Origin of the sequence: Acetobacter aceti NBRC 14818 (assembly GCF_000193495.2) — a bacterium.
GTDB classification, from domain to species: Bacteria; Pseudomonadota; Alphaproteobacteria; order Acetobacterales; family Acetobacteraceae; genus Acetobacter; species Acetobacter aceti.
This window is the reverse complement of record NZ_AP023410.1, coordinates 3,033,521-3,052,714: the sequence shown is the minus strand read 5'-3', so window position 1 is coordinate 3,052,714 and position 19,194 is coordinate 3,033,521. Positions and strand designations below refer to the sequence as shown.

Below are 19,194 nucleotides of genomic sequence, written 5' to 3'. Positions count from 1 at the left end.
GTACAACCATGACAGGCTCGCCATTCCCGCAAAAACGAAAAGAGGCAGTCCGTTAGCCACGGTCCTGCCCCTGCGACGTAATCTTTCGGCTGGTAAAGCGTGCGATGCCCCTACCCTGCCGGAACGACTGTATGCTTCACTTCTTCTGCATGTAGGAACGCCAGCCACCAGTCGCGGTAATATCCGTGCCACTGCGGGCGACGGCTTCGCTACACAGAAAACCACAGACTTCCTTGCCATCCGCCAGCGTGATGCGTCCGATGGACATTGGCTGCGGAACGGAAGCGACGAACCGTCCAAAACCTGCGGCATCCAGCTCATACACTTCAACTTCCAGGCCTGCGCCTGTAAAGCCTGCCTCCCTTACAAGACCCGGCTTTGGCGGCGTTGCGTCAGGCAGGGCAAAAAGCCTGTAATAGGGCGCTGTGCGTGTCGTCTCCCGCAGAACGGCATTCTCCTTTTCAAGCTGCCAATGCAATGGGAAACCTTTCAGATGCGCCCCAACCACCGCCAGCAGCACGCGACCGGAAGATGAAATCTCCAGTTTTGCTGAAATATCGGGCTTTTCGGTGCGTGCGGCCCCGATGGCTTCCCCCAGAGCCTCATGGAAACGCCCGGCCAAAGCAGCAAGGTCCTCATCAGTGAAGGCTGGTGCGATGAACGTCACTCCGAAAGGCAGGCCGTCGGGTGCAAAACCGGCCGGCACGGCACATGCCGCCATATCAAGCAGATTCACGAAGTTGGTATAAGCGCCCAGCAGACTGTTGGCAGCAATGGGCTGCTCGATGACTTCCTGTTTCGTGACGATACGCGGTGCGGTCGGCAATAACATGACATCGAAATCATCCCACATGCACTGCGCAATCTGCTGCAACGCATGCTGACGATAGATCCCGTCGAAAACATCTGTCGCCGTATAGTTTGCGGCTCCATCGATGATGGTTCCAACTGTCGGATCCATATCCTTGCGATGCGCATGATAAAAATCCTTAATCGCTGCGAGACGTTCCACAACGAAGGGACCGCTATAGAGTAACGCCGCCGTTTCTTTCAGAGGTGCAAAATCCAGCTCGACAGGCGTGCCTCCAAGCTGTTCGAGGCGCTTTATGGCCTGAGCATAAAGAGCAGCATTGGCTTCGTTACCATCAAAAAAGCGATCTTCTGCCGACAGAACCCCGAAACGGAATGTCGTGAGCGGCAGCGAACGTGGCGAGAAGGTTCGCGAGAAAGGAGCCCGCGCATCTGCAGCACCAGCCACCTGTTCAACTTCCCATGCGTCGGTCGTTGATCCTGCAAAAACAGAGATACAGTCAAGGGATTCACACGCTGGCACAAGACCATAAGTACTGAGGACGCCTCTCGAAGGCTTGAGACCAACGATGTTGTTGAACGCTGCGGGAACACGGCCTGATCCTGCCGTATCCGTTCCCAGAGAAAACGACACCAGCCCGGCCGCCACAGCCACAGCAGAACCGGAGCTTGAACCGCCCGAGACATAGTCCGCATTGAACACGCAATGTGGTTGGCCATAGGGCGAGCGCATTCCAACAAGTCCTGTTGCGAACTGATCCAGATTGGTCTTGCCGATGACAATGGCTCCGGCTGCTTCCAGCCGTTTGATCACTTCAGCGCTTTCCCGAGGCTCATAGGCAAAGGCCGGACAGGCTGCCGTCGTCGGCAGACCGGCGACGTCAATATTATCCTTTACTGCAAACGGGATACCGTAAAGCGGCAAGTCAGCCGCAGGCAGCCTCTCCAGTTCAGCGGCACGAGCCAGAAGCCGCTCCATTGGCACACGACTGATCCAGACCGCCGGATCCTTGGCGGCATAGGCATCAACACGTGCGGCAACTTCCCGCACGATGTCTGTGGGCATCAGCGTTCCGGCGCGACAGGCGGAAAGCAGGGGCGCTATCTGCAACATGTTTGGCAGGGTCATGATTTTTTCCTGTTCTGTCAGCGTCGGATTGTTCGGAAGTATCAGTCTGTGCGCACAACCATGATGCGTTCGCCGCCACGCACCTCCCGCCCCTTGCGGCAGAGAATGTCCGTAATGACTCCGGTTGCAGGCGAGATGATCTTCATCTCGGTCTTCATGGATTCAATGATGGCGACAGTGTCCCCCACTTTCACATGGTCGCCCACATTAACGGGAAGCTGCCACACGCTGCCGGGCACCGGGCTGTCCACGCCCATGTGACCTTCGGGGAGAAGGGATTCATCAGCCTGATTATCGTTCGTCTCTTCCTCGAACGTATCGAGACCTTTGGCAATCCAGTCCTGCCGTTCAGCCTCAAAGGCCGCCTGCTGACGATTGCGGGCCGCTTCGATCTCGTCCTTGTTGGCCTCGAGAAAAGCGCGATATTCCCTCAGACTGAACTGCGTATCCTCGATCTTCACAGAGAAACGGCCATACGGGAAAGCGGCGCGAGCCTCCATCAGTTCGTCATGTGAGACAGGGTAGAAACGGATCTGATCGAAAAACCTGAGAAGCCACGGCGTGCCTTCATGGAACACATCCGTTGTGCGCCATGTGTTCCAGACCTGTGTGGTGCGGCCAAAAAGCTGATATCCTCCCGGCCCTTCCATGCCGTAGATGCACATATAGCTGCCACCAATGCCCACCACGTTGTCAGGTGTCCATGTACGGGCCGGATTGTATTTGGTTGTTACGAGCCTGTGGCGCGGATCGATCGGAGTAGCGACAGGCGCACCGAGATAGACATCACCCAGCCCCATCACGAGGTAAGAGGCGTTAAAGATGATATCCTTGACGGCATCAATCGAGGGCAGTCCGTTGATGCGACGGATGAACTCAATGTTGGAGGGGCACCATGGCGCGTTTGGACGCACGAGTTCCTGATAACGCTGCATGGCCAGCCGCGCCTGCTCATCATCCCAGGACACTGGAAGGTACACGATACGGCTGGGGACCACGATGTCATCGTCGCCTGACGGGAGAGCCTGCTCGATATTGTGCAGGATTTCCAGAAGAGCGGACAGGCTGATGACGTCGGGATTGTAATGGACCTGCAAAGACCGGATGCCGGGCGTGAGGTCAATAATACCGTCCACAGCTTCGATTTTCAGACGCTCCAGCACAAGCTGGGCGCGCAGACGCAACGTCACATCCAGTTCCGGCGGTCCGAATTCAAGCAGAAGATAACTGTCGCCTGCCCGACGATAGACGACCGGAATTTCACCTTCCGAACGGAACAGGATGGGACTGTCGCCGGTCACTGGAGCCGTCAGGAATGGCAGATTCAGCAGTTCAGGCTGCACGCGACGGAAACGCACCTTGTCACCCGGATGGAGCTGTCCCATCTTCCACAGTTCATCGCGCGTGAGCACGGCCGGGCAGACAAAACCGCCCAAGCTCGGACCGTCAGGACCCAGCAGAATCGGCATGTCACCGGTAAAGTCGATAGCGCCGATGGCGTAGGCATTATCGTGAATGTTGGAAGGATGGAGTCCGGCCTCACCGCCGTCCGTACGCGCCCAGCGTGGCTTCGGTCCGATCAGACGCACACCCGTACGGGCGCTGTTGAAGTGAACCTCGTATTCGCTGGAAAACAGCTCAGCGATATCCTCGTCACGGAAGAAATCCGGTGCACCATGCGGACCGTACAGCACACCCAGTTCCCATGTCTGCGTCAGCGCCGGACGATCTTCGACCGAAATGGTTGTGGTCGGAGGCGCATCAGCCAGAGGCGCGGCAAGTCTCAGAACATCGCCAGTGCGCAACTGTCCGGTTGCATGACCACCGAACTGACCGAGCATGAAAGTCGAGCGCGATCCGAGATAAAGCGGCGCATCAATGCCACCACGAATGGCGAGATAGGTGCGATGTCCCGCCCCCTTGATCTGCCCCAATGACAGAACCTGCCCGGCCTTTACCTCGATCGGCTCCCAGTAAGGAATTTCTTTGCCATCCAGTGTCGCGGGCATGAACGCTCCGGCCAGGCCAATGGTGGCAGGAGCGTTGAAACGGAGAACCGGACCGGAAACCGTGAACTCCAGAGCGGCCACACCCTCGGCATTGCCGACAATGCGATTGGCCAGACGGAAACTGCGATCGTCCATCGGACCATTGGGGGGCACGCCCACATCCCAGTAGCCGATCCGTCCCGGCCAGTCCTGCACTGTGGACTGAAGGCCCGGCGCAATGACTTCGATTGTCGTCGGCGTATAGGCAAAGCTGTTGAGCAGGCCGGTAAAAACCTCTCCGGCAAGCACGGCAGGCGCTGCGGTAATGGCACGCAGGTAATCGAGATTGCTCTCCAGACCACCGATGCGCGTAGCCGTCAGCGCTTCATTGAGGTTATGAAAGGCTTCTTCACGCGTGGCGCCCCGTGCGATGACCTTGGCCAGCATCGGATCGTAATAAGGCGTCACTTCCGTGCCGGTCTCGATCCATCCATCCACGCGTACATTGGACGGGAACTGCACTTCAGTCAGACGCCCCGTCGAAGGACGGAAATTTTCCGCAGGGTTCTCGGCATAGACGCGGGCTTCCACGGCGGCACCCTGCGGGATCAGGCTGTCCTGTGGCGGCAGGACCAGACTGCCATCCGCCTGACGCACCATCCATTCGACAAGGTCGATCCCGAACACTTCCTCGGTCACGCAGTGTTCGACCTGAAGGCGTGTATTCACCTCAAGGAAATAGAACTCACCGCTTTCCGTATCGTAGATGAACTCCACCGTGCCGGCGGATTCATAAGCAACCGCGGAGCACAGGGCACGAGCGGCTTCACGCAGTCCCTTGCGTGTCGCGTCCGACAGGCCAGGAGCCGGTGTTTCTTCGATAACCTTCTGATTGCGACGCTGGAGAGAACAGTCACGTTCGCCCAGGGTGAGAATGTTGCCTTTTCCATCACCAAAGATCTGCACCTCGACATGACGTGCGAAGGCAATGAACTTTTCAAGAAAGACGCGGGCATCACCAAAGTTGTTGCCGCCCATACGGGAAACCGCGGCGAAGCAGTCACGCAGTTCAGCTTCGTTGTGGCAGACCTGCATGCCGATACCGCCGCCGCCCGCCGTGCTCTTGAGCATGACAGGATAGCCGATGCGCTGCGCTTCGACTGCGGCCTCATCAGCCGTGCTGAGAATATCGGAACCCGGCAGAAGCGGCACATTGTTCTGCTTGGCCAGATCGCGTGCGGTATGTTTGAGGCCGAACGCCCGCATATGCTCCGGACGCGGCCCCATGAAGCGAATGCCACGTTCAGCCAGCTTTTCGGCAAATTCGGCCCGTTCACTGAGAAAACCGTAACCGGGGTGGACAGCCTGTGCCCCCGTTCTGGCGCAAGCGTCCAGAATGGCGTCCATGTTCAGATAACTGTCCGTCACCGCTGCCGGGCCGATCAGCACCGACTCATCGGCCTCCAGCACGGGAGGCGTAAAGCGATCGGCTTCCGAGCACACAGCCACGGAAGCAATATTCATGTGCCGGAGAGTCCGACTGACACGCCGGACAATTTCTCCACGATTGGCGATGAGGACCTTGCTGAACATGACAGATCTTCCAATAGGTCAGATGGAGATGGGGTCACCGATGACCACGCGGATGGGAGTGGGTGTGAAGCCGTTGCAGGGATTGTTGACCTGCGGGCAGTTCGACACCACGACGAGCGTGTCCATCTCGGCGCGCAGATCGACAAAGCCGCCGGGTGCAGACAGGCCGTCATCAATCACCAGCTCGCCATTCTGCATGATGGGAACATTCATGAAGAAATTGACGTTGTTGACGATATCCCGCTTGCTCATACCGTATTTTTCAACTTCCAGAAGGAAGTTCTCACGGCATGCATGCATGTATTTTGTTTCATGGCCGAAGCGCACCGTGTTGGATTCACAGCTGCAGGCTCCTGCCAGCGTATCATGGCGTCCGCAGGTGTCCTCTACAACAGTCATGAGAACATTGCCCTCATTGGAAAACAGCCGACCACCCTTGCCGATATAGGCGGCTCCCTGATTCACAAGCGTATCCTGTGCGCTGTAACGCTCTTGATAGGCATGGGCGTTGTAGAAAAGGGCATCCACCGCCTGCTGGCTTTCAAGATCGATGATGCGAAGGACCTGTCCCTTGCGTACCACGCCGGACCAGGGCACCCGGGCAGCCACGACCTCATCGAGAGTGATGGTCGAGAAGACCTTACTGATATCGTATTCTGGCATCGATAGAACTCCCGGATCAGACAAAGAGAGGGTCGGTATTTTCGAAGCCACGACGGGCTTCTTCACAGAAGGTCCGGCAAAGATCATCCGGCTTGATGGCGGGAGCCTGCCAGCGCACGGCCTCGATTGGTGCTGGCGCAAAGCTCTTCTCTGGAGCCAGAGGATGGGGACAATTCGAGACAGCGACGAGAAGATTCATCTCCGCACGCAGATCGACATGGTCACCGGGCCGGACATCACCCTCGATCCAGCGGAAGCTGCCATCCGCCTGCGTGCTGATATGCGAAAAGAAGGTGATGCAGGAGGTGACGTCATGCTGCGCCATGCCGTGCTTGCCTGCGATCAGGCGCAGATTATTGCGTGTGTTGCGCAGACCCTCATTACCGAAATTCCGTGCGTTGCTCTGCGGCGTGCTCCCGCCTACCAGCGTGTCGCTGAAACCGCAGGAATCACCTATGATGGAAGCGAGCACACGCCCCATGTCCGAGAACAGAACGCGACCGGTCGTCAGACAGGTCGTCCATTGCAGCTTGATGGTGTCACCGACATTATAGCGCTCGCTAAGGTCGTCCGCATTCCACAAGCCGACAGAAACACCGTTATTGCCTGATGTATTGATCAGGCGCAGCGCCTGTCCGCGCGGCAGAAGTGTGCTCCAGTACCAACCACCCGGAATGGTTTCACGGTGCAGCACACTGCTTTCAGTCATCTCGATAGGCGTAAAAGCAGGACGTGTGGCACTTTCAGTGAGAAGGGCCTGATCGCGGAGCTGGTTGTAGCGGGCGCGATACCACTCGGGTGTCTGTTGATCGATCTGCATGAAACGCTCCTTTTTATGGAGTAAGCCGAAAAATGCCGTTCAGCACGGCGTTATGTCGAGCGTGGGGGAACGCCCCTTCTCGTGAACCGGTGGAATGAGTGACGCGATGAGGTGAAGCTTTCCGGAAATAACACCGGACTGCGTCATGAACTGATCCGCAATTTCCTGAAGTTTTTTTACCTTCCCCTGAACGAGAAGAACCTCGAGTGTCTGGCGACGCACGAGGTTGACGTGCAGGGAGCTGATGACTTCGGCAAGATTTTCGTATTGCAGCTCAGCAAGTTTCTGGGAAAGACCGGTTGCCGCGTTGTTGTAGAAAAGAATGATGACACCGGCCATCAGCTCATCCGCGCAGTCATTACGCGAGGCCATCAGTTCCTGATGCAGGATGTTCTGAATGGCCTGCGACCGGCTGGCGTAGCCTTTCTCCGCGACCATGGCGTCCAGCTCCTGCAGGATGCCTGGCGGCAGGGAAATACTGACGCGACTGACCTGTTCCTTTGTTTCCCGACTGCTCACTGCCGCGATTCCTACTCAGCCTTGTCCGTGACGAGGGTAAGGAGCGGCATGGTGAAATCATCCGCTCCCTCATCCGTTTCTTCGGCGTTATCACCAAAAGAACGGATCAGCCCCTCCAGATGGGCTTTGGTCGCAAGGAATTCGTCGGACATCATCTGCGCTGCCCGACGTGGACGGGACAGCGGCACTTCAATGACCTCTTCCACCCTGCCTGGACGGGGTTTCAGCACAAGAATCCGGTCAGCCAGATAAATGGCTTCATCCAGATCATGCGTGATGAAGACGATGGTGATGTCGATCTTGCGCCAGATCTCCATCAGATAGTTCTGCATTTTCAGCCGGGTCTCGGCGTCCAGTGCACTGAAAGATTCATCCATCAGCAAAACGCGAGGGCGGGCGGCCAGCGCACGGGCAATGGCCACGCGCTGCTGCATGCCGCCGGAAAGCTGATGCGGAAAGGAAGTGGCGAAATGTTCCAGTCCCACAACCTGTAGCCATTGCATGGCCTGCCGACGTGCTTCAGCCCGTTCGGTACCACCCATTTCTATGCCGAACATGACGTTGCGACAGACATCCAGCCAGGGAAACAGGGTGTATTTCTGAAACACCATGCCGCGATCCGGACCCGGCCCGTTCACAGGTTTCCCATCCACGAGGATACGGCCTGTGGTTGTCTCCTCAAGTCCGGCCAGAATGCGGATCAACGTCGATTTACCGCAGCCCGACGGACCTACGACGCAGACAAATTCCCGTCGGTGAACGCCGAATTCGATGTCTTCAAGCGCCACAGTCTGATGGCGCTTTTGTGCGAAGACCTTTCCGACATGGTCAATTTCCAGCACACAGTCACGCTGTTTGATCTGCTCCATGCGTTCGGCAACATCGGCTGGAAGCGTGCGATAGTCAGGAAGCTGATGTTCGGTCATCCGTCGATCTCCCTTTTCCAAGCAAAGAACCGGCGTCCCAGCAGACCGAGAACCATATCGGTGCCAAGGCCTGCTATTCCGATGATAGCCATCGCTGCATAGACATTATCAAAATGCTGGTAGCGCGCCTGCTGTGTGATGAACCATGTGATACCGGAAGATGTGCCGATCAACTCGGCCACGATCAGATACGTCCAGGCCCAGCCCAGCAGAATACGCTGATCACGATAGATATCCGGCAGAATGCCCGGTATCACCACCCGAAAAAGCAGCTTCAACCCTTTCGCTCCAAGCGTGCGGGATGCTTCGATCAACGCGAAATCCAGCTTGCGTGTGGTGTTGGCAATCACAAGAATCTGCTGAAACAGCGTACCAATAACGATGATCGCGATTTTTGGCGCGTCATATATACCCAGAATGGCGACAGCGAGCGCACCGAAAGCAGGCGCGGGCAGATAACGGAAGAAATCCACTGAGGGTTCAACAAGCCGCGCCAGACCAGGCAAAGCACCGCACATCACACCCAATGGCACGCCGATCAGGGAAGAGATAAGAAAACCCCAGAAAATGATCTGGATACTGTGCCCGAAAGCCTGCGTGATGGAGTGTTCAGCCCCCGTGGGAGCCGAAGACGTGAAGGCGTGGACAAAAGCCGTCAGCACCTCGCCCGGAGACGGAAGATAGACAGGATTTGCCGCAATACCTTGCGGAACAGGCTCATTTTTTGCCTGCATCTCAGTCACGGCACGACTGAAATCAGCGCGGTTCATCCGCATGCCTGATTCCAGATAATCCTCACCACCCGGATCGGTGATGAGCACCTGTGGATGCCATACAAACGGCAGGTAACTGACAGCGCTCCAGACCAGCAAGGGCAGCAGCACCGCCAGAACACCGAAGACCCCACGGGATACTCCGTCAGTCCGACCGTATAATTTCCATGAAGCGGCAAGGCCCTGCATGGCGGTTTCTCCTGCCTCAGCGCTATTTCACGGCCGCTACGAAAGACGGATCGATATAGCTGTCCACATTTTGCGGAGTCTTATAGACGCTATAGCGAACATTGAAGGAATCAGAGACGGACGAAGAACCATAGAGCGAGCTCAGGCCTTCTTTCTTTGTGAAGACCGCCTTGTCGTCAGATACCGTCAGCAGATGCGTTCCCTTGAGAAAACGCTTGTAAGCTTCGGGAGCAACACCTGTCCGTGTCGCCATGATACGCAACGCATCAGGCTGGGTTTTCGGATCCTTGATGTAGGAGACAACATGATCCCAGACACCAACCAGCTTCTGCCACTGGTCACGGTTGTCATGAAGGGACTGCGGATCCACGACGATGGTGTCATAGACCAGGCCCGGCGCTTCATGAGAAGTGAATATGGGGCGGGAACCGGGCACCATATGCAGAGCCTGACCGGCATTTGGCTGCCAGGCCGCGATAGCGGCCACTTCGCCGGACGCGAGCACCTGCGGCGTTTCATTGGTCTTGGTGTTGACCAGTTTGACATCCTTCTCGCTGAGACCTGCTTTTTCCAGACCTGTGAGCAGAAGGAGATGGTCGACCAGCCCCTCCTCAACTGCGACGGATTTGCCCTTGAGGTCCTTCATGTCAGTGATGCCGGGCTGGGCCACCACCATATCATTGCCGTCGGAGTAATCAGTGGCGAGGATCATTTCCCCTTTATGCCCATTCGCTCCCGTGACCAATGCATCGCCATTCGTCGCCATGACAGCATCGAGTTTATGGGCTGAAAATGCGTCAAGTGAAGCGCTGTAATCGAACCACTGGAAATCGGCGTCGACCCCCGCGTCCTTCAGCCACCCCTTGTCGATGGCCACCTGCCAGGCGACCCAGCCAGGCCAGTCACTGTAGCCGATCTTCAGTGTCGCGGCGGAAGCGGAAGTGAGCGCCGCCGCGGCACAGACGCCAGTCAACAAGGTTTTCCGAAGAAGCGAGAGCAGGTGCATGGTCAGCCTCCAGTAATACGACTAAGCTAAATCGTATTACTCATTCTCTGACGTAACTCGTTTGGTTGCAACATAAAAATGTTCCCTTCATGCAATAAAAAAGTTCTGTACACACTAAGTATATGATTTTGTGCCGTTTCTTTCAGATGAAATTTTCACTGGATTGAATTTTACAGGATTGAATATCGTGCAGACCCAGATGCGACAGTCTCCTGAAGCAGGTGAACCGTCCTTTTGGTGAAAAAGAAGTACACATTATCATAGGCGATACAGCCTTGCCCGATCATTACAGCAATTGAACCGACGAGATGCCATTAAAGCGCCTGTGTGCATGGGTTCCACCTGACCCAGAGCTATGCAGCACAAACCAATGGCAGTTTTCTACCTCGAACATATGAATATGCCTGAGGTTACAACCGTCAGAGAGACTCAGAACTATCTTCATATTTCACAATGAGTTCTAAAACCTTGGATGACTCCACAGGCACGTCTACCCAACGTTACCACGACGTCTATTCCAGGCTCAGGACCTGTTAATTCATTGAGCTGAGCTTGTTGTTGTGATTCACAGGCCTACCGCTGGGAAAAAGTCTGTGAGTAACGTGTTTTTGCTTTCTGAACGCCAGATGTCAGGGGACACAAGGTATCGGACAGAGTGGGATTCCGGGGGACAATCGGGGACCACGTGGGATGGAAAATTTTTAGTCGGCGGTTGTCGGCGGAAAAATTGAGGTCCGTGAGAATTTATCCACACATTATACACAGAGCCTGACGGGATGTCGAAAGACATAAGGTTTTGAACGTGAGGAGCCGTTTTGTCGGGATTGGACAGATGGTTCCGGACATTGCGCTGCGATCTGATGGCGGCGCTTGGCGAGTGCTAAGCGCCGCTTAAAAGGGCGCTTAGACGTTTATGTGGAAGCGGCCCACGACGCGTCCGATGATGCGGAGATCGGCGTCTGTGGAGGCGTTGGCCCAGCTGGTGCGAGTCATCTGGATGTCGAAGGGTTTATAGCGCTCATTATCGCTGACCAGGCTGAATGTGAGGGGGTCCTTTACGGACAGCCGCTTGACCATGAGCATTCCCTGCACCGAGACGACATAGACTGACTCCATGATCTGTTCGGGTGTATAGTCCACGAGAATGGTATCGCCGGGGTTCAGTGTTGGCATCATGCTGTCACCCTGCACTCTCACAAAGAACAGAGAGCGGTGGTAAACGCCCAATACATTGTTAAGAAACTCTTTTGATACGTGGAATACTTCTCCACCATCCCATTCATCTGGAACGCATCCAGTTCCAGCAGACGGTTCCGCTTTGAAATAACTTACAGGAATAGAATTATCGCCACAGTCTGTTGCGGCGAAGCGGTCGGAAACTATGGCATCTGTGTGCCTATTTCCTGAGCCGTCGGCTAGCCAGTCCAACGAAACATCACAGGCTCTAGCAAGCGCAATCATAGCGCTTGCCTTCATATCTCTACCCGCAAGATAGCGGCTAAGCGTGCTCAACGGCATTTGTGCACGAATGGCAACTTTTGTATTTCCGCCAGCTAGCTGAACGGCCTGCTGTAGACGCTCTGCGCGCTCAGATATTGCGGCATCCTCAGCGTCAGGTTGGAAATTTGCGTTTCCGCCTTCATTTCCCGATTCATTTGCCATTTATCAAGTCCAGATAACGGAAATTGCCATTTATCCACAACATTACGGATTTTTTAGGTAGGAAATGCCCGTTTGTGGTTGCTGATTGGCAATATTGGTGACAATCTCCGGTGAGATGACGGGGACAGAACCCCCGTCATGTTGGGAAAAAAGAGAGTCGGCCAGAGGGCCGACTCTCGGAGAGGAGGATTGTGAGTATGGCACGAAAGCCATGCGGGATGCACCCCGAGGATATCAAGGCCGAGATCAGGAAGCGCTACGGCTCCCTGTCCAGCGTGTCCGAGCAGATCGGGATGGGCAAGAACGCGATCAGCAACATCATTTCCCGTCCGGATTACTCCATTGCCGGTGAGAAGAAGGTGGCGGAGCTGCTGGAGCGCGAGCCCTACGACGTCTGGCCGGACCGGTATCATGCTGATGGCTCTCCTGTTTCGCGTGTTGCTGACAGGACACCTACCCGGAAAGTCCCTGCTGATCTGCGTGCAAAAGGAGCAGCGGCGTGAACGTCAAGAAAATCGCTCTCGCGGACATTGATCCGCGCACGAACGACCGCATCCGGCCGGTCAATGAAGGGTATGTTGAGATCATCGCGCAGAGCTTTATCGAGCGCGGTCAGGACACCCCGATTGAGGTGCGCTACGGCACCGGCGCGGAAGGCTCTCCCAAGTATATTCTGGTCGCGGGCGGCCATCGTCTGGCTGCAGCGCATCTAGCTGGATGGAATGAGGTTTCGGCTTCCGTTTCGAAGCTGAACGCGGATCAGGCTCGGCTGAAGGAAATCGACGAGAACCTGATCCGCCAGGAATTAGATATCCTGTCGCGTGCCCGAAGCCTGTTCGAACGCAAGGAACTTTATCTCAGGCTTTACCCTGAGACAAGGAATGGCGGAGATCGCGTTTCCGACCAGTTTGCAACGGTTGCAAACTGCTTACCGCGCTTTGCTGTCGATGCCGCCGCCCGCATGGGCGTCAGTGAGCGCACCGTGCATGGCTATGTCTCGCTGTATCGAAACCTTCAGCCGGAAACTGTCCGGGCTTTGCAGGGCACAACGCTAGCAAATGACCGGTCCGAGCTTCTGTTTATCGGCAGCATCAAAGAGCCGGGGCTGCAGGTCGAGCGGGTCAAGAAAGCGCTGGCGGAAGACAAGAAGCCGTCCGAGCTGGCCTCTGAAAACGTGGCTCCGGTCGCCAATGAAGAGAAGTGGCTGGTGCTTGGCCGCAAAGAGGCTGCGCGAGTTCTGAAAATGGAAGCGCCTGCGCGTCGGGTGTTTCTGGATGAACTGGTGACGGCGGGGCTTATCACTCGTGACCAGATTCTGGAGGCAGCGTGATGACCGATCATGTTGATCCAAGGAAAGTCTCTGCGCATGTCGGACTCAGGCTGCGTGAGTTTCGTGAACTCGCCGGACTGCGCGTGCGCGAGGTTGATGCTGCACTGAATTTTTCATCCAGCCGACTGGGGCGGATAGAGCGTGGTGAGAATATGCCTCGCCTGAGCACTATTCTGGACCTGCTCTACTTCTATGACGTGGATGCTGTTGCTGCATCTAAGTTTTTCACTGATCTCCTGTGGGTGGACATGCGGTTGCGCGCTGTCGCTGCGGCATGAACGGGATTTTTGCGACGCAGATGCGGGATGCGCGCTGCGGTCAACGCGCCACGTTTCGATCAGGGATGGGCTCAGCTCTCCGCAGTTTCCGGAAACAGAACGGTCTGCGCATGAGTCATGTCTCCCGCGCCACAGGGATCTCTCAGCAGATGCTCTCCCGAATGGAGACGACCGGAAAAGGCATAACGCTGGAAAACATCATGACAGTCGGAGAGGCGATTGGCTGCACCGATTTTCTGATGGCGCACGCCATCCGTCTGTGGCGCGGAGATGCGCAATGAAAGGGGCTCGGATTGATGCAGTGGCGCAGATGTCTCTGCTGGACTGGGTTCCGCCCTCTCCTGTCGCGGCGTTCGATCCTGCGCTGATGCGTTCGAACTCGTTTGATGTGCGTCTGGCCCGTGCGGTTTCGATTGCGCTGGCGGAGTGCGGTCGGTCGCGGGAGCAGGTTGCGGACAGCATGAGTCGTCGGATGGACCGGCATATCAGCGTGAACATTCTGAACGCCTATGCCTCACCGACGCGCGACACGCATGTGATCTCGGTGCCGCGTTTCGATGCGCTGCTGGGTGCGACAGGCGATCAGAGACTTCTGGAGTTTATCGCTGCGCCGCACGGCCTGGCTGTGGTGGACCGGCGATTGTTGCCGATGATCACTCTGGCGGAAACGCAGTTGAAACAGCGTGAACTTTCAAAAATGGCGGCGTCCCTGCGGCGTGCAGCCTATCGGGGGGTGCCGGGATGATGGGTGATCCGATGTTTTACTGCATTGCGTCAGGTCTGGGCGGTCTGGCGATTGGTGTCGCCGCCGGTCTGTCATCGGTTCTGATGGGTGATCTGAGCAGTGCTGCTGCCATGCACAGACGCAGCCGGATTGATGCGGCGCGGGCGTGTGGCGGTGTGTTCCGGCGGCGCTCTTCCGACGTCCTGAGCGGTGAGTAAGCGGAAAAATTCCGCCCGAGAAATAGACAATAAAACAATAACGATACTGGAGAATAGAGATGACTTATACAGTAAACGCCAATGATCGCCTTGTTCCTACTGTTCAGGCTGTGGGAAGTGACAAATTAAAACAGATCAGAATAGGCGGCATCACAGTCGTCAAAAAAACTGACGGCAGTCTGGATGCGTGGCGCAGTGTGAAGACAGGCAACGCTGACACCGTCAGTCTTTCGGTCAGAGAGCTGGATTGCCTTCTAAAGATTGTATCAGCTGCTCTAGAATTTTCTTCCTCAGAAAATCATGAGTCTCGATTGGAGGCTTGGCTGGAAGGGTATTCAGACGCACTGCGAAAGACCCATCTAGACGAAAGTCTTGATCAATTTCCGCCTCGCAAATGAACTGGCCTGTTGCGATCCAGAAAAGACCATCCTGTTTAATTTCCAGACTGTTGATCGTCATGTATGACTCAGTATCAGAATTGATATTTCCAGTATTGGTCACGGGTTCCTCCATGGTTGTGTGTGACAGCCCCATGGTGGATGAGCCGGGGCGAGTCCGGCAAGGGCTCGTCCCGGATGCGGGAGGTGACGCATGACTTACCCCGCATCTAAAAAAACGGCGCGCGAGTTATTCCTCAAGCGACAACTGGCTGACCTTGCTCGCGGGGAGACAGGACTTGAGCCATCCCAGCGAGGAAATGGGTCGCAGACAGAAACGTCTATCGAGCGATTTCATCGTAAGCAGCAAATCTTAAACGATCGCATGAGGACTTTAAGAGCCTATCGAGATCAGGGTTGTCCTGATCTGGGAAAAGCTGGCGCATCAGAAGAAAAATTCTGGACTGCTCTTCGTCGAGCAGAGCATCGACGTGGCTTTGTGCAAGGTCTTTCGACGGCAGGCGTTTTGCTGCTTGTCCCAGTAATCGCCCGGTATATTTTTCGAGGTAGAGAATCATGATCTGGGAAGCGCAATATTCATTGGTCGTGGCGTCCAGACTGTCGTTTACGGCATCAATAATCGGCTGTTTGACTGATTCCGTCTGCTCCAGCGCATCATATGCGGAAGCAAGGGTGTTTATCGCCTTGTTCAGAGCTTCGTTTGGCGTGAAGCCGTCATCTTTTTCCATGGGTTCTCTTATTGCTGGTTTGGACGCCGCAATGATGGGAGCGACGGGGCGAGTCCGGCAACGGATGCGCTCCGCCAGACCGGGAGGGGTCGCATGACGATCACTCTTCCGCTCTGGCTTTGGGTTCTTCTGGTTTCGCTGTTTGTGGTGATGGAGATCGTCACGATCAGCACGTTGTGGAACCTGCGGTTTTTTATCCCACGCCGGAAATTTCATGGAACGTGGGTGCGGATGACGGCGGAGCAGATGTTTCCGCTGCGGGCTGCATCCAGGGAGGATGTGTGATGCCGGAAGACCGTCAGACGGCTCTGGGGTCCGCTATCCGTGAGGCTCAGGAATGGCGCGCCCTTTTTGATGTCATGCGATGGATATCTCAGGTCACTTTACTGCATTTGCTCATCTTTAGGCCGCAGGGCTTCGATTGGATTACAGGCGAAGATTTTCAGGCCGTGTGCGTGAATGTGATCAGCGGTGGAAAAGGGCTGATTGAGGAGATTGAGAGATACAGCCCGAGTGCTTTGCGAAATCTTGATGCTGATTTTAAGCGCCGGATTATCGCCCGTTTAGAGAGTACCTTGCGGCAAGAAGCGCATTTCGCGGCGGAGAGCGGCGATGCTGACGCGTGAGTGGGCGACGATACGCGAGTTCTCGGAAATGGGATTGCCGATGATTCCTGATCGACGTGCTCTTCAGATTTCCGCTGAGAAGAACCGTTGGGACCGCTCGGAGTATCGCAATCGCTATTGGCGGCGGCGTGACGCTTCGGGTGGCGGGAATGAGTATCACTACATGCTGCTCAACCGGATGGCTCAACTGGAATGGGTGAAGCGGTTTTCCGTGATCTCGGTTGATGAAGAGCGCGCTCAGGTCAGTGAGGAAGACCATCGTTACGACGAGGAATGGCGTCGTTTTCATGAGGCATCAGAAGGCAAGAAGGAGAAGGCTCTGGCTCATCTGGCCATTCTGGATCGGTATCACCGGCTCTGCGAGGCTGGCCTGACAAAAGAAGAGGCCATGAATGAGGTCCGTCTTCGGGAAAATCCGCAGGTATCACGCAGCACGTTTATGAGCTGGCGCAGGCTGATCGCGCAGGTTCCGCGCAATCACTGGCTTCCGTGTCTGTTGCCCCGGTATCGCGGGCGCACGGAAAAGCGTGCTGCGTGCAGCGAGGAAGCGTTCGAAGCGATGAAATCCCTCTATCTCCAGCCTGAAGGACCGACATTGGAGAAGTGTTATCGGGATGTGCAGGAGATGGCGGAAGAGCATGGCTGGACCATTCCATCGCTCAAGACATTCTCCCGATGGATCGACAAACTTCCTGAAATGACCGTTGTGATGGCGCGCAAGGGGCGTGTGGCGGCGAATGAGATGATCCCGTTTCAGGAGCGGACCGTGGCGCACATGCATGCGCTTCAGGCTGTTACTGCGGATGGTCACAAGTGGGATGTTTTCGTCCGCTGGCCGGATGGAAAGGTTGCGCGTCCGCTGATGGTGGCGTGGCAGGACATCTATTCACGCATGATTCTGTCGTGGCGCGTGGAGCGTTCCGAGAGCGCCGATCTGATCCAGCTCGCTTATGGCGATATGGTTGAGAAATACGGCATTCCGGACAAGGCTTATCTCGATAACGGTCGCGCCTTCGCTTCCAAGCAGATGACTGGCGGCAAGAAGACCCGTTTCCGGTTCACCTATCAGGAGGATGAAATCAGGGGCGTGATGACGATCCTTGGCACGGAGCCGATCTTTGTCACGCCTTATTCCGGTCGATCAAAGCCAATCGAGCGCGCGTTTCTCGATTTCACGCGGGACATTGCCAAGGACATCCGCTTTGCCGGTGCTTATTGAATTGCCCCGGGTTTTGTGGAGACGTTTTTTATCTGATTTAAGCGGCTAATGCATGTGATTTCTGTTGCGCATAAAAACGTGCTTCGGCTTCTGCTGGCGGGATGTTTCCAATGGAGGACAGGAGCCGCCGATTATTGAACCAGTCGACCCATTTCAGTGTTGCTAGCTCAACAGCGTCCCTGTTTTTCCATGGCCCCTGTCGATAGATGAGTTCGGTTTTATAAAGTCCGTTAATGGTCTCCGCCAAAGCGTTATCATAGGAATCCCCAACGCTTCCGACAGAAGCAACAAGGCCCGCTTCAGCCAGTCTTTGCGTGTAGCGAATGGACACATATTGACATCCGCGGTCGGAATGGTGGGTCACTTTTCCCTCAGGCCGCCTCTGGCACAGAGCCTGCTCAAGGGCATCCAGCACGAAGTCGGTATGGGCAGTGGACGAGACGCGCCAGCCCACAATAACCCGGGCAAAGACATCAATGATGAAGGCCACATACACAAAGCCCTGCCAGGTGGAAACGTAAGTAAAATCCGAAACCCAGAGTCTATTGGGGGCTGGTGCATGAAACTGTCGCTGTACCAGATCCTGTGGACAGGGCCGTGCCGGATCGGGCCGTGTGGTTCTGACCCCCTTGCCACGCATGACACCTTTCAGTCCCATCCGGTGCATCAGCCGCTCTACCGTGCAGCGGGCGACATCCAGACCTTCACGTCTGAGCTGATGCCAGACCTTGCGCACTCCGTAGACGCAGAAATTATCGTTCCAGATCCTGCGGATTTCATGACAGAGCTCTTTATCTTTCTGGCTGCGCACACAGGGATTTTTCTGTCTCGCCCGATAAGCGTAATAGGCAGATGGTGCAATCGACAGAACCCTGCAGATTGACCCGACACCATATGTCTGCCGATGCTCCTCAATGAAGCGTGTCATGGTCTGAAGATGCGGTCGAGCTCCGCCTGGGCAAAATATGCTGATGCCTTGCGCAGGATTTCATTGGCCTGCCGCAATTCGCGGTTCTCTCGCTCCAGTTGCCTGATCTTCTCTCGATCAGGCAGGTCACTCACCGCAGGCGCATTGGCCCGCTCATGCAGACGGGTCCATTTTGACAGCGTGTCAGGATGAATATCCAGCTTTGGCGCTATCATCATCACTGCGGACCAACGTGATGGATGGTTCTTCTCTTCCTCCAGAACCATGCGGGCTGCACGCTCGCGAAATTCAGGCGGAAAACGCTTCGATTTGTTGCTCATGAATTCTTCTTACCTCACGGGTCGTTCTGTCTCCACAAAACCCGGGGCAATTCAAGGGCGGTGCCAATCAGGTGCTGGCGTTCCCGCCGTTTGGGCGCGTCTGTTACGACATCACGCTGACAGCGGATCTGACGATCGGGTTTACGGGCGGAACGGCTGGCGAGGTTTCGGGGATGCGGATCATCGTCCGTCAGCCCGCGACCGGAACCGGGTTCAAGGTTCTCTGGCCTGCGGCGCTTTGGTGGCCGGACGCCGCTGCTCCGCAGATCCTGACGACCGCCGGGAGTGTGGCTCAGATCTGGGTTGAAACGCCTGACAAGACGGTCACTCTGCTGGGGAGATACTGA

22 protein-coding genes and 1 other annotated feature are annotated in these 19,194 nt (G+C 55.9%); of the genes, 11 read left to right on the top strand and 11 right to left on the bottom strand.

Annotated elements, in window-relative coordinates:
• Nucleotides 1–136: 136 nt before the first annotated feature.
• The 9 genes from atzF to EMQ_RS14025 form a co-directional block, all read right to left on the bottom strand.
• The gene (atzF, locus tag EMQ_RS14065) at nt 137–1,939 is read right to left on the bottom strand and encodes an allophanate hydrolase (RefSeq protein WP_018307815.1); all 1,803 of its coding nucleotides are present in this window, start codon (nt 1,937–1,939) and stop codon (nt 137–139) included.
• Nucleotides 1,940–1,980: 41 nt separating this feature from the next.
• A complete protein-coding gene (uca, locus tag EMQ_RS14060; protein ID WP_010667967.1) occupies nt 1,981–5,520 on the bottom strand; it encodes an urea carboxylase in 3,540 nt (1,179 codons plus the stop codon).
• A gap of 18 nt (nt 5,521–5,538) precedes the next feature.
• Nucleotides 5,539–6,183 carry an urea amidolyase associated protein UAAP2 gene (locus tag EMQ_RS14055; RefSeq protein ID WP_010667968.1) on the bottom strand — a complete coding sequence of 215 codons (645 nt, stop codon included), beginning with the start codon at nt 6,181–6,183 and terminating at the stop codon, nt 5,539–5,541.
• Between the two features lie 16 nt (nt 6,184–6,199).
• The gene (locus EMQ_RS14050; RefSeq protein ID WP_010667969.1) at nt 6,200–7,003 is read right to left on the bottom strand and encodes an urea amidolyase associated protein UAAP1; all 804 of its coding nucleotides are present in this window, start codon (nt 7,001–7,003) and stop codon (nt 6,200–6,202) included.
• 39 nt (nt 7,004–7,042) lie between these two features.
• Nucleotides 7,043–7,522: a nickel-responsive transcriptional regulator NikR gene (nikR, locus tag EMQ_RS14045; RefSeq protein ID WP_010667970.1), complete on the bottom strand. Its 480-nt coding sequence runs from the start codon at nt 7,520–7,522 to the stop codon at nt 7,043–7,045.
• An 11-nt stretch (nt 7,523–7,533) separates the two neighbouring features.
• Complete coding sequence (locus EMQ_RS14040; RefSeq protein ID WP_010667971.1) at nt 7,534–8,448, bottom strand: ABC transporter ATP-binding protein; 915 nt, start codon at nt 8,446–8,448, stop codon at nt 7,534–7,536.
• A complete protein-coding gene (locus EMQ_RS14035; protein ID WP_010667972.1) occupies nt 8,445–9,410 on the bottom strand; it encodes an ABC transporter permease in 966 nt (321 codons plus the stop codon). The genes EMQ_RS14040 and EMQ_RS14035 overlap by 4 nt, the downstream gene beginning before the upstream one ends.
• A 22-nt stretch (nt 9,411–9,432) precedes the next feature.
• A complete protein-coding gene (locus EMQ_RS14030; protein ID WP_010667973.1) occupies nt 9,433–10,416 on the bottom strand; it encodes an ABC transporter substrate-binding protein in 984 nt (327 codons plus the stop codon).
• A 903-nt stretch (nt 10,417–11,319) separates the two neighbouring features.
• Nucleotides 11,320–12,078, bottom strand: a complete 759-nt coding sequence (locus EMQ_RS14025) for an XRE family transcriptional regulator (RefSeq protein ID WP_010667960.1) — start codon at nt 12,076–12,078, stop codon at nt 11,320–11,322.
• A gap of 197 nt (nt 12,079–12,275) precedes the next feature.
• Here EMQ_RS14025 and EMQ_RS14020 point away from each other — a divergent pair, with 197 nt between their 5' ends.
• Genes EMQ_RS14020 through EMQ_RS13990 form a run of 7 tightly spaced genes read left to right on the top strand, consistent with a single transcriptional unit; the run spans nt 12,276 to nt 15,026 of the window.
• Entirely contained in the window at nt 12,276–12,581 is a 306-nt protein-coding gene (locus tag EMQ_RS14020) for a helix-turn-helix domain-containing protein (RefSeq protein WP_010667961.1), read from the top strand.
• The gene (locus EMQ_RS14015) at nt 12,578–13,408 is read left to right on the top strand and encodes a ParB N-terminal domain-containing protein (RefSeq protein WP_018307817.1); all 831 of its coding nucleotides are present in this window, start codon (nt 12,578–12,580) and stop codon (nt 13,406–13,408) included. The genes EMQ_RS14020 and EMQ_RS14015 overlap by 4 nt, the downstream gene beginning before the upstream one ends.
• Nucleotides 13,408–13,686: a helix-turn-helix domain-containing protein gene (locus tag EMQ_RS14010; RefSeq protein ID WP_010669522.1), complete on the top strand. Its 279-nt coding sequence runs from the start codon at nt 13,408–13,410 to the stop codon at nt 13,684–13,686. Before EMQ_RS14015 ends, EMQ_RS14010 begins: the two co-directional genes overlap by 1 nt.
• Entirely contained in the window at nt 13,683–13,967 is a 285-nt protein-coding gene (locus EMQ_RS14005) for a helix-turn-helix domain-containing protein (RefSeq protein ID WP_018307818.1), read from the top strand. The genes EMQ_RS14010 and EMQ_RS14005 overlap by 4 nt, the downstream gene beginning before the upstream one ends.
• Complete coding sequence (locus EMQ_RS14000) at nt 13,964–14,431, top strand: phage regulatory CII family protein (RefSeq protein ID WP_018307819.1); 468 nt, start codon at nt 13,964–13,966, stop codon at nt 14,429–14,431. The genes EMQ_RS14005 and EMQ_RS14000 overlap by 4 nt, the downstream gene beginning before the upstream one ends.
• Entirely contained in the window at nt 14,428–14,628 is a 201-nt protein-coding gene (locus EMQ_RS13995) for a hypothetical protein (RefSeq protein ID WP_018307820.1), read from the top strand. Before EMQ_RS14000 ends, EMQ_RS13995 begins: the two co-directional genes overlap by 4 nt.
• A 59-nt stretch (nt 14,629–14,687) precedes the next feature.
• Nucleotides 14,688–15,026, top strand: coding sequence for a hypothetical protein (locus EMQ_RS13990; protein WP_187326304.1), 339 nt, complete (start codon nt 14,688–14,690; stop codon nt 15,024–15,026).
• A gap of 320 nt (nt 15,027–15,346) precedes the next feature.
• Here the strand turns inward: EMQ_RS13990 and EMQ_RS13985 are convergent, their stop codons facing one another.
• Nucleotides 15,347–15,754 carry a hypothetical protein gene (locus EMQ_RS13985; protein ID WP_010666804.1) on the bottom strand — a complete coding sequence of 136 codons (408 nt, stop codon included), beginning with the start codon at nt 15,752–15,754 and terminating at the stop codon, nt 15,347–15,349.
• Between the two features lie 93 nt (nt 15,755–15,847).
• Here EMQ_RS13985 and EMQ_RS13980 point away from each other — a divergent pair, with 93 nt between their 5' ends.
• From EMQ_RS13980 to EMQ_RS13970, 3 genes are read left to right on the top strand one after another with little or no spacing between them, the layout of a single operon-like run.
• Complete coding sequence (locus EMQ_RS13980) at nt 15,848–16,039, top strand: hypothetical protein (protein ID WP_010666803.1); 192 nt, start codon at nt 15,848–15,850, stop codon at nt 16,037–16,039.
• A complete protein-coding gene (locus EMQ_RS13975) occupies nt 16,039–16,380 on the top strand; it encodes a hypothetical protein (protein WP_010666802.1) in 342 nt (113 codons plus the stop codon). The genes EMQ_RS13980 and EMQ_RS13975 overlap by 1 nt, the downstream gene beginning before the upstream one ends.
• Nucleotides 16,367–17,599, top strand: a complete 1,233-nt coding sequence (locus tag EMQ_RS13970; RefSeq protein WP_010666801.1) for a transposase domain-containing protein — start codon at nt 16,367–16,369, stop codon at nt 17,597–17,599. Before EMQ_RS13975 ends, EMQ_RS13970 begins: the two co-directional genes overlap by 14 nt.
• A gap of 37 nt (nt 17,600–17,636) precedes the next feature.
• On the opposite strand, the gene EMQ_RS13965 is transcribed toward EMQ_RS13970, so the two are convergent.
• A protein-coding gene (locus EMQ_RS13965) for an IS3 family transposase (RefSeq protein WP_132012128.1) occupies nt 17,637–18,847 on the bottom strand; the annotation gives its coding sequence in 2 pieces (ribosomal slippage) (nt 17,637–18,562 and nt 18,562–18,847; 1,212 coding nt in all).
• Nucleotides 18,453–18,569 (bottom strand) — a sequence feature (AL1L pseudoknot). (Overlaps the previous gene by 117 nt.)
• 71 nt (nt 18,848–18,918) lie before the next feature.
• Here EMQ_RS13965 and EMQ_RS13960 point away from each other — a divergent pair.
• Nucleotides 18,919–19,194: a hypothetical protein gene (locus EMQ_RS13960; RefSeq protein WP_018307821.1), complete on the top strand. Its 276-nt coding sequence runs from the start codon at nt 18,919–18,921 to the stop codon at nt 19,192–19,194.

What these genes read in the sequence shown, in the direction of transcription:
- EMQ_RS14025 (WP_010667960.1), bottom strand. Translation starts at nt 12,078, where the DNA reads ATGGCAAATGAATCGGGAAATGAAGGCGGAAACGCAAATTTCCAACCT.
- uca (WP_010667967.1), bottom strand. Translation starts at nt 5,520, where the DNA reads ATGTTCAGCAAGGTCCTCATCGCCAATCGTGGAGAAATTGTCCGGCGT.
- EMQ_RS14040 (WP_010667971.1), bottom strand. Translation starts at nt 8,448, where the DNA reads ATGACCGAACATCAGCTTCCTGACTATCGCACGCTTCCAGCCGATGTT.
- EMQ_RS14030 (WP_010667973.1), bottom strand. Translation starts at nt 10,416, where the DNA reads ATGCACCTGCTCTCGCTTCTTCGGAAAACCTTGTTGACTGGCGTCTGT.
- EMQ_RS13995 (WP_018307820.1), top strand. Translation starts at nt 14,428, where the DNA reads ATGATGGGTGATCCGATGTTTTACTGCATTGCGTCAGGTCTGGGCGGT.
- EMQ_RS14055 (WP_010667968.1), bottom strand. Translation starts at nt 6,183, where the DNA reads ATGCCAGAATACGATATCAGTAAGGTCTTCTCGACCATCACTCTCGAT.
- atzF (WP_018307815.1), bottom strand. Translation starts at nt 1,939, where the DNA reads ATGACCCTGCCAAACATGTTGCAGATAGCGCCCCTGCTTTCCGCCTGT.
- EMQ_RS13990 (WP_187326304.1), top strand. Translation starts at nt 14,688, where the DNA reads ATGACTTATACAGTAAACGCCAATGATCGCCTTGTTCCTACTGTTCAG.
- EMQ_RS14005 (WP_018307818.1), top strand. Translation starts at nt 13,683, where the DNA reads ATGAACGGGATTTTTGCGACGCAGATGCGGGATGCGCGCTGCGGTCAA.
- EMQ_RS14010 (WP_010669522.1), top strand. Translation starts at nt 13,408, where the DNA reads ATGACCGATCATGTTGATCCAAGGAAAGTCTCTGCGCATGTCGGACTC.
- EMQ_RS13970 (WP_010666801.1), top strand. Translation starts at nt 16,367, where the DNA reads ATGCTGACGCGTGAGTGGGCGACGATACGCGAGTTCTCGGAAATGGGA.
- EMQ_RS14000 (WP_018307819.1), top strand. Translation starts at nt 13,964, where the DNA reads ATGAAAGGGGCTCGGATTGATGCAGTGGCGCAGATGTCTCTGCTGGAC.
- EMQ_RS14035 (WP_010667972.1), bottom strand. Translation starts at nt 9,410, where the DNA reads ATGCAGGGCCTTGCCGCTTCATGGAAATTATACGGTCGGACTGACGGA.
- EMQ_RS13975 (WP_010666802.1), top strand. Translation starts at nt 16,039, where the DNA reads ATGCCGGAAGACCGTCAGACGGCTCTGGGGTCCGCTATCCGTGAGGCT.
- EMQ_RS14020 (WP_010667961.1), top strand. Translation starts at nt 12,276, where the DNA reads ATGGCACGAAAGCCATGCGGGATGCACCCCGAGGATATCAAGGCCGAG.
- EMQ_RS14050 (WP_010667969.1), bottom strand. Translation starts at nt 7,003, where the DNA reads ATGCAGATCGATCAACAGACACCCGAGTGGTATCGCGCCCGCTACAAC.
- EMQ_RS13985 (WP_010666804.1), bottom strand. Translation starts at nt 15,754, where the DNA reads ATGGAAAAAGATGACGGCTTCACGCCAAACGAAGCTCTGAACAAGGCG.
- EMQ_RS13980 (WP_010666803.1), top strand. Translation starts at nt 15,848, where the DNA reads ATGACGATCACTCTTCCGCTCTGGCTTTGGGTTCTTCTGGTTTCGCTG.